Raw genomic sequence first — 15,637 nt, 5'->3', positions numbered from 1 at the left:
GAAGAAATGTTTGACTTGCTCATTCGCTTTTTTGATAGTGTGTGCTCACTTAAAATTTAACGTTGGCGCTTTGTTTTGTTCAGTTTTCAAAGAGCGATTTGAGTCGTTCACTTGGAAGCGACTTTAATAATATATCAACTATATTAATTTTTGTCAACAACTTTATTCTTTCGCTGTCGACTTAGTTATTATATCTAGTATCAGGAATAAAAGCAATAGTTATTTTAAAATAAATAATATACATGAATTCATAGATTTCAAATATGATGACTGCACTCCTGATCAAGCTGAAAAAGCTCACCTTTTAACAGTAAACTTTTTCATTAAACATTATAGTATTTCTTCTATGTATAATTCACGATTAATCCCTAAATTGATAATTTGCTCACTATCCATCACCTTTATGACCGGTCTTGTTTCCGAGCCGGCATCAATAAAAATGATTTCAGCAATGAATCCATTGTTCAATTTGACCCTGCTTCCTATGAAAAAAATAGCGAAACTTGATAGCAAGGTTTTAACTACCTCAATATCATATTTACCAAAATCATCATGTAGGATCTTTTCTAATACCTTAAACGGTGACTGTTTCTTTCTATAGGTCCTCTCGGAAGTCATGGCGTGAAATACATCTGAAACCGCAATGATTTTTGAGAATAAGTTCATGGGCTTTGATTTCAATCTTTTGGGATAACCCGTTCCATCTAACCTCCCATGATGCTCAAGAACGGCTATCTTCACACTATCCTTAATGATGGAACTATCTTTAATCATCTTGTAACTGAAAATAGGATGAGAATGTATCTCCTCGTAATCATCTGCTGTCAGGCTTGCCGTTTTACTTAGTAACCTTGGCGGCAGCTTTGCCATCCCGCAATCTGCCAGGCATCCGCCAATTGCGGCTTGGTAGACATCCGCCTTATTGCATTGCATTTTAGATGCAATATATCCCCCTATTAATCCAATGGAAATGGCATGATGATATATATAGTCTTCTTTATTGCAATAGCGGTGCAGCTTCAAAATGTTTCCTGGTTCCTCTAAAGCCTTGTCCATAAGGGGAATCATGATTAAACGAATCATATCCACCTCGACTTTACTGCCCGCTTGCCAATTTTTGAATAATCGCTTATATGTATGTACTGACTTAAGATAAAAATCCGTAAAATTCGATGACTCTTCCATTTCATCCCATTCTGGATCCACTGCTTCTTTCGGCATAAATCTCTTTCCATCAATCAAAGTTTTTTCAACGCTTACCTCTGTTATTAAAAAGGCTTGCAAAGCTTCGATTAATTGCTTGGTCAATATTGTTTTTTCATGCATTATGGGTCTGTCCGAAAGACCTCTAATCTTTTTTGACAGGATGCAGCCTTCGATTAAATAGCGAGTTTTCACTAGCAAAATGTTTCACCTCGGTAATATTTGTGAGTATCATTCTACTTGAAAAACATGGTAGAAACTATCTTTTTTATGATTAAATACCTAGTAAAATTCAATTTATTAGTATTTTTATTTTAGATACCTTTAATAAGATAAGTCTTTTTACTCAAATTCGAACACTCATAAAATCAGTTTATAATTCATCTTAAGCAAAAAAAAGCCCAGCTCAATTGTCTGGGTCTTTTTTTTGGAAAAGATCATTCTTCCGTATCTTTTTCAGTTTCTTCACTTGCTTCACTTACAGTAGGTTCAGAATCTGAATCTGAAGTCGTGACCGTTTCTATTTCCATGTCTTTTTCTTCTTCTTCCCTTCCTACAATGGCTACCGTCGAAACATATTCATTATCAGCGGATTCGAGTCGGATGAGCTTAACACCCTGTGTATTACGGCCCGTTTTGGAAATGCCTTCGACTTCCATTCGGATCAATACACCAGCTGCTGTAATAAGCATCAAATCTTCATCTACACCCGTTACTGTTTTCACGGCTATAAGTTCACCATTTTTCTCAGTGACATTACATGTTTTTATTCCTTTTCCTCCACGGCTTTGAATACGGTATTCCTCCGCAGAGGTCCGTTTTCCATAGCCGTTTTTCGTAACGATCAGGACTTCTTCATCATCTTCAAGAATTTCCATTCCGACAACTTCATCATTCGTCCCTAAGGAAATCCCTTTCACTCCCGCTGCAGTACGCCCCATTGTCCGTACATCCGTCTCAGGGAAACGGATCATCATCCCGGACTTCGTTCCAATTATGATCTGTTTCTCTCCATTCGTAAGACGGACAGAAATCAATTCATCATCTTCACGTAAACCTAGGGCAATTAATCCATTATTACGGATATTTGCAAAAGAAGATAAAGGTGTACGCTTCGATACCCCATGTCTGGTCGTGAAGAATAAATACCAATCGTCAGCAAATTCCTTCACAGGTATGATCGCGTTGACCCACTCGCCTTTATCGACTTCCAACAAGTTAATAAGCGGCAATCCTTTTGCCGTTCTACCGAACTCAGGTATTTCATATCCTTTTGAACGATAGACTTTACCTTTGTTGGTGAAGAATAATAGAGTGTCATGGGTCGATGTGGTTAACAAGTGACCGACAAAGTCATCTGTATTCGTTCCCATACCCTGTATTCCGCGACCCCCGCGTTTTTGACTGCGGTATGTGGTTGCAGGTAGGCGTTTAATATAACCGTTATGCGTAAGTGTCACGATTATATTTTCCTCTGGGATTAAATCTTCATCTTCCAGGCTTTCAAAGCCGGCTAATGTGATTTCAGTTCTCCGTTTATCATCAAAACGCTCTTTAATTTCAAGAAGCTCTTCACGAATAATTTCAAGAACCTTTTCCTCATCAGCAAGTATGGCTTTATATTCTGCAATTATTGCCATTAATGCCTGATATTCTTCTTCAATTTTTTCACGTTCCAGACCTGTCAAACGTTGTAAACGCATATCAAGGATGGCTTGAGCCTGTTTTTCGGAAAGTGAGAATTGTGTCATTAAGCCTTCACGGGCAATTTCTGTCGTTTGGGAACCGCGGATCAACGAAATGACCGCGTCCAAATTATCAAGTGCAATGCGCAACCCCTCTAAAATATGGGCACGCGCTTCCGCTTTCCGTAAATCAAATTCAGTCCTGCGCCGTATGACTACCTGCTGATGCTCCAAGTAGTAGCGCAGGCATTGTTTTAGATTCAGCACTTTAGGCTGTCCGTCCACCAAAGCAAGCAGGTTGATTCCGAAGGTGGTCTGCATCGCGGTATGCTTATACAGATTGTTTAAAAGGACATTTGCATTAACATCCTTTCGAAGCTCCATGACAATGCGCATGCCATTGCGATCCGATTCATCCCGTAAGTCGGTAATGCCTTCAATTTTCTTATCTCGAGCAAGTTCGGCAATTTTTTCAATCAATCTGGCTTTATTCACTTGATAAGGGATTTCCTTAACAAGGATTACCTGTTTACCATTGGGTTTCTCTTCAATCTCGACTTTCGCACGTTGAATGATTGACCCTTTTCCGGTTTCATAGGCCTTTCTGATGCCACTTCTCCCTAAAATCAAACCGGCTGTCGGAAAGTCCGGACCAGGGATGTATTCCATCAACTCAGGAATTGTAATTTCAGGATTCTTGCTTAAAGCCAGTACGCCGTCAATTACTTCACCCAATTGATGTGGTGGAATATTGGTTGCCATCCCTACTGCTATTCCTGATGAACCATTCACTAACAAGTTCGGGAAACGGGCAGGCATAACTGCCGGTTCTCTTTCTGAACCATCGTAGTTATCCTGGAAATTGACCGTATCTTTATTTAAATCTCGGAGTAGCTCCATCGAGATTTTTGACATTCTCGCTTCTGTGTACCTCATTGCGGCAGCTTGGTCACCATCGACTGAACCGAAATTGCCATGACCATCTACAAGCATATAGCGATAGTTAAAAGGTTGCGCCATCCGTACCATCGTTTCATATACAGCCGAATCACCATGCGGGTGATATTTACCGATTACTTCACCGACAATACGGGCTGATTTCTTAAATGGTTTATCCGAAGTCATTCCAAGATCGTTCATTGCATATAGAATTCTTCGGTGTACCGGTTTCAAACCGTCCCTTACATCAGGCAAAGCCCGGGACACGATAACGCTCATCGCATAATCCAAAAACGATGTCCGCATCTCGGTACTTATATTTATTTCTTTAACACCTGATCTTTCATTTTCTGACATGGAGCCAACCTCCTATTAAAAGCTTATACTCTCATCTAAAATTTAACTATTCGTGCACTATTTAAAGAACAGGATGTAGAAAGCATCCTGTCAAAAATCAGATATCAAGATTTTTTACATAAATTGCATTTTCTTCAATGAAGTTACGTCGCGGTTCCACCTTGTCGCCCATCAACATCTCGAAAGTTTCATCTGCCTCTGCAGCATCTTTCAAACTGACTTGAAGCAGCGTTCTCGTTTCAGGGTTCATGGTCGTTTCCCACAATTGCTCTGGGTTCATTTCCCCCAGCCCTTTATAACGCTGCAAGTTAGGCTTAGGAGTACTTGGCAAACTCGCCATGATTTCTTCAAGCTCGCGGTCATTATAAGCATAATCCACTTTTTTCCCTTGCTGGATCTTGAAAAGTGGCGGCTGTGCAATATATATATATCCATACTCGATAATTTTTCGCATATACCGGTAGAAGAATGTCAACATCAGTGTTCTGATATGGGCACCATCCACATCCGCATCGGTCATGATGACAATTTTATGGTATCTAGCTTTTTCAATATTGAATTCATCACCAATTCCTGTTCCGAGTGCCGTTATAATCGTGCCTATTTCTTCATTATGCAGGATTCTGTCCAATCGCGCCTTTTCGACATTCAGGATTTTACCCCTCAGCGGCAAAATGGCTTGGAAATGGCGGTCCCGCCCTTGTTTTGCCGAGCCTCCCGCCGAGTTTCCTTCAACGATGTACAATTCGCTGATACCCGGGTCCTTAGATGAACAATCTGCCAATTTACCCGGTAGATTGGATACTTCCAAAGCACTTTTCCTCCGGGTCAATTCACGTGCTTTCTTGGCTGCCAAACGGGCTCTCGCCGCCATTTGCCCTTTATCTACGATTTTCCGGGCCACTGCAGGATTTTCATATAAGAAGGCATCCAGCCTTTCCGAAAGAATGGAATCGGTGACCGTTCTTACTTCAGAGTTTCCGAGTTTGGTTTTCGTCTGACCTTCGAATTGTGGATCAGGATGCTTAATCGAAATGATTGCCGTCAAACCTTCCCGGACATCCTCACCAGAGAAATTGGAATCCGCTTCTTTCAAGAGACCATTTTTCCGTGCATAATCATTGATGACACGGGTCAAAGCTGTCTTGAATCCTGACTCGTGCGTACCGCCTTCATAGGTGTGGATATTATTGGCGAAAGAGAAGACATTACTGATATAGCTGTCATTATATTGCAATGCCAATTCAACAGAAATTCCATCTTTCTCGCCTTCCATGAAAATCGGTTCATCATGCAATACCTCTTTAGAACGGTTCAAATGCTCAACATAAGATTTGATGCCGCCCTCATAGTGGTAATCCCTGATTTTCTCTTCTTCCCCGCGTTTATCTTCAATGACCAGCTTCAAGCCTTTATTCAGGAATGCAAGTTCACGGATTCGCGTGGCTAATGTATCGAAATCATATTCCAGGGTTTCCGTGAAGATTTCACCATCCGGAACGAAGTGAACAGTCGTGCCGGTATGATCGGTTTCCCCGATAATTTTCAAATCTTCTTTAGGAATCCCTCGGTTAAATTGCTGATAATGGATTTTGCCTTCACGATGAACATAAACTTCCAATACCGTGGACAAGGCATTCACCACTGAAGCCCCAACGCCATGCAGACCACCGGAGACTTTATAACCTCCGCCGCCAAATTTTCCGCCCGCATGAAGGACCGTCATGATTACTTCCACAGCTGGTCGTCCCATTTTTTCATGGATGCCCACTGGAATTCCCCGCCCATTATCGACTACGGTTATGCTATTGTCTTCTTCGATCGTCACTTTGATTTCCGTACAGAAACCAGCTAGTGCCTCATCAATACTATTATCGACAATTTCCCAAACAAGATGGTGAAGTCCTTTTGCAGCGGTAGAGCCGATATACATCCCCGGACGTTTACGAACTGCTTCTAAGCCTTCTAAAACCTGTATCTGATTCTCATCGTATGCCTGAGCTTGTACTTCTTTTTGTTCCATTGTCATTCGTATCACCTACACTTTTCTTTTGGCATTTATCAATTTTAAGGAGTAATCATAACGTTTAGCTACAATTCAAAGAATATCTATATCATCGATTAAGAGCGATGCCTGCAGTGAACGCTTTTTCAAAGTGGACGACGCAAGCGGTGAATAATATACCTGTTTGTCCGTCACTACAATCGATTTAACCGAGTTTTTTGCTAAATGGTAAGTTACCTCAGACTTTTTCTCCAAAAATTCATTGATGATTGGGGAGGCCTGAAGCAGCTTCTTATCTAAAATGGCTATGACATCATCCGTTTTCACAAGAATGTCTTCACCAATATGGAGATACATACATTCACCTCATCATTTAACCTTTTTTATACTTCCTTGACTCACATAAAAGGTGGACGCTTCTCTTAGGGTTTGATGATCGATTCCATCAACGGAGGGTGTCGTCACAAATGTTTGCACTTTTCCTTGTATCGTATTCAGTAAATGGGATTGACGGAAATCATCTAGTTCCGATAAAACATCATCCAATAATAAAATGGGATACTCGCCGATTTCTTCATGGATCAGCTCAATTTCGGCAAGTTTCAAAGACAGGGCAGTCGTACGCTGTTGTCCTTGTGAACCATATGTCTGGACATCACGGTCATTCACAAAAAAAACCAGGTCATCACGATGAGGACCTACCAATGTTACACCCCGTTCAATTTCCCTTGTTTTTATTTTATCAAATTTTTCTGTGTATACTTCTATCATTTTCGTCAAATCCATAGATTCTGATACATCAAGCGACGGTTTATATTGGATTTTCAATACTTCTAGATTTCTGGAGATCCCCGAATGGATCGGCTCTGCCCATTGCTGGAGCTTTAAAAGAAACTCGTATCTTCTTTCGACAATTTTCGCTGCATACTGAATAAATTGATCAGTCAGCACGTCAAGCATCGTCGTATCCGTTTGTTTCCGGGTCTGCAGAAGCTTTAAGTAATGATTTCTTTGTTGAAGTATTTTATGATATTGGCTCATATCATGAAGGTATACGGGAGAAACCTGGCCAATTTCCATATCTATAAAACGGCGTCTGACTAGAGGACTTCCCTTTACAAGGTTAAGATCCTCAGGCGCAAACATGACCACATTCATATTTCCGACATATTGACTCAACTTTCTTTGTTCAATATGGTTGCACTTCGCCTTTTTCCCTTTTTTTGAAATGGTCAGCTCAAGTGGTATTGAGGTATTTCTCTTTCTAACTCTTCCTTCTATTTTAGCATACTCTTCATCCCAGCGAATAAGTTCTTTATCATTTGAGGTCCGATGGGATTTTGCCATTGCTAAAACAAAAATGGATTCCATGACATTTGTTTTTCCTTGAGCATTTTCGCCGAGGATTACATTGACTTTATTCTCAAAAGTCAGATTCAATTCGGTATAGTTGCGGTAATTTTTCAAACTTATATTTTCAATATACATATTCCGCTCTTCCCTTATGTTTTAGCTTGTAATTGTGTAGGTGCCAAATCCAGGAATCTCTATTTTATCACCTGATCTTAATTTTCTGCCCCTTCTCACGTCTAATTCGCCATTAATGTAAACCTCATATTCACTTAAGAACCATTTCGCCATTCCGCCGCTTTGAATCAAATCGGCCAATTTCAGGAATTGTCCAAGCGTAATATATTCGGTATTGATTTTTATGGAGTCCATTTCATGCCTCACTCATTTCTAAGTAGTCTTTAATATTTCATTTTACTAAATTAATCCCATTAAGACAAAGTATAGCTTTTTCAGTTCTCGTTTTTAACGGTTCAGCGTTCCTTGCAGCATTGAAAAAACGCTAAAAACCCTTTGGAAACCTATATTTAAATATAAAAAAATTAAAGACCTGCTATACAAGCCTTTAATTTTTTTAAAATATTATTTTGGTTTAATAAGTCCTTACCGGGAGAATTAATTGCAACATGGAATCATCATGTAGCGGGCGAATGACGAACGGACGCATTGCACCTGTGAAATTAATTTTTATATCGGAACCTTCCAACGCTTTTAGAGCATCCATTACAAATTTGGCACTGAATGAGATTTTCAGGTCTTCACCTTCAATGGCTTCTGCCTGAACCTCTTCAATTACTTTACCAATTTCAGGGGTGTTGGAAGAGACTTCGATTATACGGCCTTCCAGGGTTGTCAATTTGACGACATTATTTCTTCCTTCTCTCGCCAATAAAGATGCCCTGTCGATCGCTTGAAGAAAATCTTTAGTGTGAACAGTCACATCCGTTTTGCTATCAGATGGAATCAAGCGTGATGTATCCGGATAATTCCCTTCAAGCAGTCTTGAGAAGAATAATAAATTTTCAGCTTTGAAAAGTACTTGGTTTTCGGTAATGACGATTTCAATGAGTTCGTTTGTATCATCAAGGATTTTACTTAACTCATTCAGACTTTTACCTGGGATTACAACGCTATAGGTCCCGTTAATTTTATTTTCTATTTTGGCCGTTCTCATTGCAAGCCTATGGCTATCTGTTGCAATACAGGTCAATTCGTCATCTTGAACCTTCAAGTTTACACCTGTTAAGATGGGGCGTGTTTCTGACGTGGACACTGCAAAGCCAGTTTGGCGGATAAGGGTCTTTAAAAGGTCCGTTGGAAGTTTGAAAATATTTTCTTCTTCAATGATCGGGAGATGTGGATATTCCTCAGGATCCAGTCCATTTAGATTAAATTCAGCTTTACCTGAGCGAATAATCGTTTGAAAGTTATTCTCCACTTCAATTTCTACAGTATCCATTGGCAGCTTTTTGACAATTTCACTGAAAAAACGGGCATTCAGGACAATGCCGCCGCTAGTTTTAACTTCAACAATTTCATCTCCGTCAACCTCAGCCGGAATGAATGATTGGATGGAGATATCTGAATCACTTCCCGTTAGAGTGACACCCTCACTAGTAACGCTTATTTTTATCCCCGTTAGAATCGGAATCGTCGTCCTTGATGTGACTGCTTTCATTACTTCTTGGACACTATGAACTAATCGATCTCTTTGGATTATAAATCTCATGTTTCATCCTCCAATTTTTTATTGCCGAATAGGCATATTTATTAATAATTTTTATTAAAAAAAGATAGTAGTAATAGTAGTAGGGCCTGTTGATATGTGGATAAGTCCACTCAACCTAAGGAAAAACAGTCTATCCACATGTGGACAGACTGTGTGTAAGTAGTCGTCAGTTATTCACATTATCCAGAATCCATTATACCCTCAGCTGGTCCTGGATTTCTTTAACCTGACGTTGAAGCTGGGTGTCCGTTTGCATGAGTTTGGAGATTTTTTCATGTGCATGGATAACGGTCGTATGATCGCGACCCCCAAACTCATCACCTATCTTGGGCAGGGATGAGTCCGTTAACTCCCTGGAAAGATACATGGCAATCTGTCTTGGAAAGGCTACGGATTTTGTCCGTTTTTTTGCCTTGAAATCCTCAAGTTTGACACTATAGTGTTCACCGACCGTCTTCTGGATTTCCAAGATGGTGATTATTTTAGGTTTGGAGCTAGGGATGATGTCTTTTAATGCTTCAGCTGCCAAATCGGCATTAATATCTTTATTGATCAATGAAGAGTAGGCGACGACACGAATAAGTGCACCCTCCAGCTCACGAATATTGGAATCGATTTGGTTGGCAATATAGAGCATGACTTCATTTGGGATATCAAGGCCCTCAGCTTTTGCCTTTTTACGCAATATGGCAATCCGCGTTTCCAGGTCAGGAGGTGTGATATCCGTGATCAAGCCCCACTCAAACCTCGAACGAAGGCGATCCTCGAGTGTAGGTATCTCTTTTGGCGGGCGGTCACTAGAGATGACAATCTGTTTGCTTTCTTCATGCAACGCATTGAATGTATGGAAAAACTCTTCTTGAGTTTGTTCTTTTCCCGCAAGAAATTGAATATCATCAATTAATAAAACATCGACACTTCGGTATCTATCACGGAATTCCCCAGCTTTATTGTCCCGGATCGAGTTGATGAATTCATTCGTGAACTTTTCAGACGATAAATAAACGACCTTTGCATTCGGATTATGCTCAAGAACATAGTGCCCGATTGCATGCATTAAATGAGTTTTTCCAAGTCCTACGCCCCCGTAAATGAATAGGGGATTATAGGCTTTGGCAGGAGCTTCTGCGACAGCGAGAGACGCGGCATGGGCAAAACGATTGCCGGAGCCGATGACAAATGTATCGAATGTATTTTTCGCATTCAGCATATGCTGTGGAAATGCAGCATGCTCTTTGTCCTGTTTTTTTATCTTTTTAGGCTGAACAGGAACGGTAAAATCATCATCTTCTTGATTTGGGGGAATGATGAATTTTGCTTCCAATTCCTCACCGGTAAGTTCAAACAATACATCGGAAATAAGATGGGAATAGCGTTCTTCAAGCCAATCCCTGGCAAATTCATTGGGAGCGGTGACTGTTAAGGTATCACCTTGCAGTAAATAAGCCTTGGTTGATTTAAGCCAAGTTTCAAAACTTGGTTTACTTATTTTTTTTTCGATTTTTCCGAGCGCCTGGTTCCAGAGGCTATCGATGTTATCCAAACTTATCCCTCCTTTGCAAAAAAATTTTAATAATTGTATCTAAATGTATAGGCACAAATAAACTCATCGATTGCCGTCTTTATATGAATTTTGACAGCAAAGGTTCGGTGAGCTGTATAAGGGATTTTGTGTTGTGTAATGTGAAGTGCCTAAAAACTATATCTTGCGTTGTACAACCTTTGTACAGACTGCATCTGGTGAGCCAGTGCAGATTTGAATGTTTATTCATCAACAGGCATTTTAAGAATTATATAATAAAGAAGAAAAAAGGGTTTTCGACAATATCCACCATCTGTGGACAGATTAATATACACAGGTCGAATAAACTATCCACAAGTTATGCACAATCTGTGGATAAACGTTCCCTGTTGATAAAGTTATTCAGAGTGAAAACACAAATATAATATCAGAAATTCAGGCGTCTTGCAATGGTTTAGAAAACTTTATCCACAACTTACCGAGCTTGTGGGAAAAACTTTTCCACAGGCCATTGTTATGTGTAAAAGTCTATAAAATGGTTTGTGGATAGAAAAAAACATGTCGAATTTTATCCACAGACCGTGATTGCAGGCCAGAATTAATTTAACTTGAACCGAGGTGTTCAAGCTGGAGGACCTGCATGAGACAGATCGAAAGTGACTCAGGTTCATTCTTATTATTTGTCGAATGTTGTGCCGATCAAGGGATGATTCAATGCGAATCTCATATTTGTGCTAATGGATAAAATGATGGGAATTTTCCTTTCCCCAAAAATTTCTATATCAGTTCGGAGCAAAATCATTTACAATAGGCTAGGTAGTAAAAAAAGGCCTACTGGACATTGAGCATTAAAAATGAAATATTTTTATGGATGAGGTTGACAAGTAGAAACCTCCATCTATATAATTGTAAAGACTGTCTTTAACTGTTATTCCTCAGGGAGGTGTCATATAATGAAAAGAACTTATCAACCGAATAACCGCAAACATAGTAAAGTTCACGGTTTCCGTGCACGTATGAGCACGAAAAACGGACGTAGAGTTATCGCTGCACGTCGCCGTAAGGGCAGAAAAGTATTATCTGCATAGACCACTGAAAAGTCTCAGTGGTCTTTTTTCGCAAAATAAGGGATTTACTGAGACTCAATTCATGTAATGAAGGTGTAAAAATGAAAAAAAAGTTAAGGATTAAGAAAGAGGACGAATTTCAGCTTGTGTTTAAAAAAGGTGAATCTTCTGCTAATCGGCAATTCGTAGTCTATGTCCTTGAAAAGCCGGGTCAGGATTATTTTCGGATCGGCCTTTCAGTCAGTAAAAAAATCGGGAACGCCGTTGTCAGGAACCAAATCAAAAGATACATACGGCAAGCGTTTTTGGAATTGAAAGAAGATATAGAAGAAGGTAAGGATTATATTGTGATTGCTCGAAAACCAGCGGCTGAGATGGACTTTTTCCAGGTGAAAAGCAGCTTGATCCATGTCCTGAAACGTTCTGAATCATTAAACTTTAAAAAGAAAAAACAATAAAGTCCCCTTATATCGAATAAGCACTCCCCGTATCATGTGGTTACTTGAGAAAGATGACATAGAATATCCCGATTGTAAACTGTGGAAAAAAGTGGATTACTTTTCCTTGAAATCTTCTAATAAACAGTTCACAATTGTTTCAAAAAAGATTGATTGCAGTTAGGAGGAAATTACGGTTGAAAAAACGAATATTACTCATTATTGGACTAGCCTCGATAATGATGTTGTTAGCAGGATGTACGGAAATTAAAGAACCTATTACTGCAGAGAGTGAAGGTTTTTGGAATTCATACATTGTCTATCCATTATCAGCCCTGATCATTTGGCTTTCTGAAGCATTTGGCGAGAACTATGGTTTGGGAATCATCGGTGTAACACTTATCATTCGCTTAGCATTACTTCCATTAATGATCAAACAGGTGAAAAGCTCGAAAGCAATGCAGGCCATTCAGCCTGAAATGAAAGAACTTCAAGCAAAATACAGCTCAAAAGATGCTGCCACACAACAAAAACTACAGCAAGAAACAATGGCTCTATTTTCAAAATATAATGTGAATCCATTGGCGGGATGTTTGCCGATATTGGTGCAAATGCCGATTTTGATCGGATTTTACCATGCAATCAGCCGGACGGAAGAAATTGCTTTACATAGTTTTCTTTGGTTTGATTTAGGTTCCCCGGATCCTTATTATATTTTACCGGTCGTTGCGGGTATCACGACTTTTATTCAGCAAAAGATGTCCATGGCTGGAATGAACTCCAATCCACAAATGGCGGCACAAATGACGATGATGCTTTACATCATGCCAATCATGATTGTTGTTTTTGCTATTAATTTCCCCGCTGCTCTTTCTCTTTACTGGGTAGTTGGTAACCTTTTCGGTATCGTTCAAACATATTTCATCAAAGGTCCGGATCTTAGAAAAGCAGCTGCGGAAAACGCGGGAGGGGCAAAGAAAAAGTGAAAAAAGTAACTGCTACAGGACAATCTGTCGAAGAAGCAGTAAATTTAGCTTTAGCTCAACTGAACAGCACGAAAGATCGCGTGGAGATTGAAATAGAAGATGAGGGCAAAAAAGGATTTTTTGGTTTATTTGGTGCAAGGCAGGCGATTGTCCATGTGACATTGCCTGCAGAACCCATTGAAGAGACACTTGGGTTTTTGAAGAATGTCAGCATGGAAATGGGAGTGGATGCACAAATAGATGTCACGCGTAAAGGGAAGAACGTAACATTCCATTTATCAGGTGATAAAATTGCATTATTGATTGGAAAAAGGGGTCAAACACTAAATTCACTTCAGTATTTAGCGCAGCTTGTTGCAAATCGGTATTCGAAGCAGTTTTTGAATATTACTGTGGATGCAGAAGATTATCGAAATCGCCGCAATGGCACCTTAATCCAATTGGCTGAAAGAATGGCAAATAAAGCCATGAAAACAGGCAAGGCTGTTTCACTCGAGCCGATGCCATCCTATGAACGTAAGGTCATCCATAATGCCCTCTTGGATTATCCAAAAATAAAAACAACTTCAAGTGGGACTGAGCCATATCGCCACTTGGTCATTACTCCACTTAAATGAACCCACTGCTTTTAAGCAGGGGTTCTTTTTTTAGGCCATGAAACCGTTGTGTGTCGAATGTTTTTTTCAGAGCTTGAATTCAACAATAACTGACAAATTTCTTTTTATATTCTCTTGATTCGCAAAGGGAGTGGAAGAATGGGGAGCGGGCGATATTTGTTATTCACATGTGGATAAGTTAGAATGGATGTTACAGAATATGGATTAATTGCATGTGGATAACTCTTGGAAGGAAGGAGTATCTACTTTTTTTCATGAATATACTGTGGTATTGTAGTAATTTAGGGATTCGACGATTTTATTAACAGAAAAAAATAGAACCATCAATATATAAGAGGTGAAAGCATGGAATTCGATACAATCACCGCTATCTCTACTCCCTTAGGGGAAGGGGCAATCGCCATCGTTAGAATCAGCGGTGATGAGGCCATAGAAATAGCCGATAGGATCTTTAAAGGACCAGGTGGAAAAGGATTGCTTGAAGTGAAATCGCATACGATTCATTATGGCCACCTTATCCAGCCTAAAACAGGTGAAATCATAGAGGAAGTCATGGTTTCTGTCATGATGGGTCCAAAGACATTTACAAGAGAAGATGTTGTTGAAATAAATTGTCACGGTGGAATCGTTTCGGTCAATCGGGTATTGCAGCTTATTCTCTCACAAGGTGCTCGTTTAGCGGAGCCTGGTGAATTTACGAAACGGGCTTTTTTGAATGGCAGGATCGATCTCTCGCAAGCTGAGGCCGTTATGGATTTGATCCGGGCTAAAACGGATAAAGCCATGAATGTTGCATTAGGTCAAATGGAAGGCCGGCTTTCGAAATTAATCCAAAATCTGCGTCAAGAAATTTTACAGACCCTCGCTCAAGTCGAGGTAAATATAGATTATCCGGAATATGATGATGTCGAAGAAATGACGCATCGCATATTTTTGGAAAAGGGCAGTTATGTGAAGAATGAAATAGAGAAACTGCTTCACACGGCCCAACAGGGGAAAATACTTCGTGATGGGCTTGCGACCGTTATCATAGGGCGCCCTAATGTCGGAAAATCTTCTTTGCTTAACAGCCTGGTTCATGAAAATAAAGCGATCGTCACTGATATTCCAGGTACAACACGTGACGTAATCGAAGAGTATGTCAATGTTCGCGGTGTACCGCTTAAACTTGTCGATACGGCAGGGATTCGTGAAACGGAAGATATCGTCGAACGAATTGGAGTTGAACGGTCTCGTGCAGTATTAAAAGAGGCTGATTTAATATTGCTTGTATTGAATTATTCCGATGATTTCACTACTGAAGATGAGAAACTGTTTCAAGCGGTTGAGGGTATGGATGTCATCGTTATCATCAATAAAACCGACCTTCCACAAAAAATCGATATGGCAAAGGTTAAGGAAATGGCCGCATCCCATAAAGTTGTTACGACTTCATTACTGGAGGATCGAGGGGTCGATGAATTGGAAGAAGCCATCGCTTCTTTATTTTTCGAGGGTTCTTTAGAAACGGGAGACCTGACGTATGTTTCCAATGCAAGGCATATAGCTTTGCTGGGACAGGCATTACAGTCTATCGAAGATGCAATCGATGCTATTGGAATGGGAACACCGATTGATTTGGTTCAAATCGATTTCACGAAAGCATGGGAGCTACTTGGAGAAATCATCGGCGAAAGCGTTCAGGATAATTTGATCAACCAATTGTTCTCTCAATTTTGTTTAGGAAAATAAGCGTAAAAG

General features: G+C 40.0%; 13 protein-coding genes. 5 read left to right on the top strand and 8 right to left on the bottom strand.

Annotation, left to right across the window (positions count from 1 at the left end; all coding sequences use genetic code 11):
• Nucleotides 1–330 precede the first annotated feature (330 nt).
• The 8 genes from ACQKNS_RS18520 to dnaA form a co-directional block, all read right to left on the bottom strand.
• On the bottom strand, nt 331–1,398 hold the full coding sequence (locus ACQKNS_RS18520; protein ID WP_427644756.1) for an HD-GYP domain-containing protein: 1,068 nt from the start codon (nt 1,396–1,398) through the stop codon (nt 331–333).
• A 242-nt stretch (nt 1,399–1,640) separates the two neighbouring features.
• On the bottom strand, nt 1,641–4,184 hold the full coding sequence (gene gyrA / locus ACQKNS_RS18515) for a DNA gyrase subunit A (RefSeq protein ID WP_427644741.1): 2,544 nt from the start codon (nt 4,182–4,184) through the stop codon (nt 1,641–1,643).
• A gap of 97 nt (nt 4,185–4,281) precedes the next feature.
• Nucleotides 4,282–6,207 (bottom strand): DNA gyrase subunit B, encoded by a 1,926-nt coding sequence (gene gyrB / locus ACQKNS_RS18510; RefSeq protein WP_427644755.1) that lies wholly within the window; start codon nt 6,205–6,207, stop codon nt 4,282–4,284.
• A gap of 75 nt (nt 6,208–6,282) precedes the next feature.
• On the bottom strand, nt 6,283–6,546 hold the full coding sequence (gene remB, locus ACQKNS_RS18505) for an extracellular matrix regulator RemB (protein WP_427644740.1): 264 nt from the start codon (nt 6,544–6,546) through the stop codon (nt 6,283–6,285).
• Between the two features lie 12 nt (nt 6,547–6,558).
• Nucleotides 6,559–7,677 (bottom strand): DNA replication/repair protein RecF, encoded by a 1,119-nt coding sequence (gene recF / locus ACQKNS_RS18500; protein WP_048687943.1) that lies wholly within the window; start codon nt 7,675–7,677, stop codon nt 6,559–6,561.
• 21 nt (nt 7,678–7,698) lie between these two features.
• Nucleotides 7,699–7,911, bottom strand: coding sequence for a S4 domain-containing protein YaaA (gene yaaA, locus ACQKNS_RS18495; RefSeq protein ID WP_034316192.1), 213 nt, complete (start codon nt 7,909–7,911; stop codon nt 7,699–7,701).
• A gap of 220 nt (nt 7,912–8,131) precedes the next feature.
• The gene (gene dnaN / locus ACQKNS_RS18490; RefSeq protein ID WP_192207379.1) at nt 8,132–9,268 is read right to left on the bottom strand and encodes a DNA polymerase III subunit beta; all 1,137 of its coding nucleotides are present in this window, start codon (nt 9,266–9,268) and stop codon (nt 8,132–8,134) included.
• Nucleotides 9,269–9,461: 193 nt separating this feature from the next.
• A complete protein-coding gene (dnaA, locus tag ACQKNS_RS18485) occupies nt 9,462–10,811 on the bottom strand; it encodes a chromosomal replication initiator protein DnaA (RefSeq protein WP_057914144.1) in 1,350 nt (449 codons plus the stop codon).
• Nucleotides 10,812–11,743: 932 nt separating this feature from the next.
• Between dnaA and rpmH the strand changes: the two genes are divergently transcribed.
• The 5 genes from rpmH (at nt 11,744) to mnmE (ending at nt 15,628) form a co-directional block, all read left to right on the top strand.
• A complete protein-coding gene (gene rpmH, locus ACQKNS_RS18480; RefSeq protein ID WP_034316183.1) occupies nt 11,744–11,878 on the top strand; it encodes a 50S ribosomal protein L34 in 135 nt (44 codons plus the stop codon).
• Between the two features lie 80 nt (nt 11,879–11,958).
• Nucleotides 11,959–12,315, top strand: coding sequence for a ribonuclease P protein component (gene rnpA / locus ACQKNS_RS18475; protein WP_427644739.1), 357 nt, complete (start codon nt 11,959–11,961; stop codon nt 12,313–12,315).
• A gap of 176 nt (nt 12,316–12,491) precedes the next feature.
• Nucleotides 12,492–13,280 carry a YidC family membrane integrase SpoIIIJ gene (spoIIIJ, locus tag ACQKNS_RS18470; protein WP_076368511.1) on the top strand — a complete coding sequence of 263 codons (789 nt, stop codon included), beginning with the start codon at nt 12,492–12,494 and terminating at the stop codon, nt 13,278–13,280.
• On the top strand, nt 13,277–13,897 hold the full coding sequence (jag, locus tag ACQKNS_RS18465; protein ID WP_427644738.1) for an RNA-binding cell elongation regulator Jag/EloR: 621 nt from the start codon (nt 13,277–13,279) through the stop codon (nt 13,895–13,897). Before spoIIIJ ends, jag begins: the two co-directional genes overlap by 4 nt.
• 345 nt (nt 13,898–14,242) lie before the next feature.
• Nucleotides 14,243–15,628 carry a tRNA uridine-5-carboxymethylaminomethyl(34) synthesis GTPase MnmE gene (gene mnmE, locus ACQKNS_RS18460; protein WP_427644737.1) on the top strand — a complete coding sequence of 462 codons (1,386 nt, stop codon included), beginning with the start codon at nt 14,243–14,245 and terminating at the stop codon, nt 15,626–15,628.
• Nucleotides 15,629–15,637 lie beyond the last annotated feature (9 nt).

It is taken from the genome of Peribacillus sp. NPDC094092 (assembly GCF_050279365.1).
GTDB lineage: Bacteria > Bacillota > Bacilli > Bacillales > DSM-1321 > Peribacillus.
This window is presented reverse-complemented; position numbering and strand designations above follow the sequence as displayed.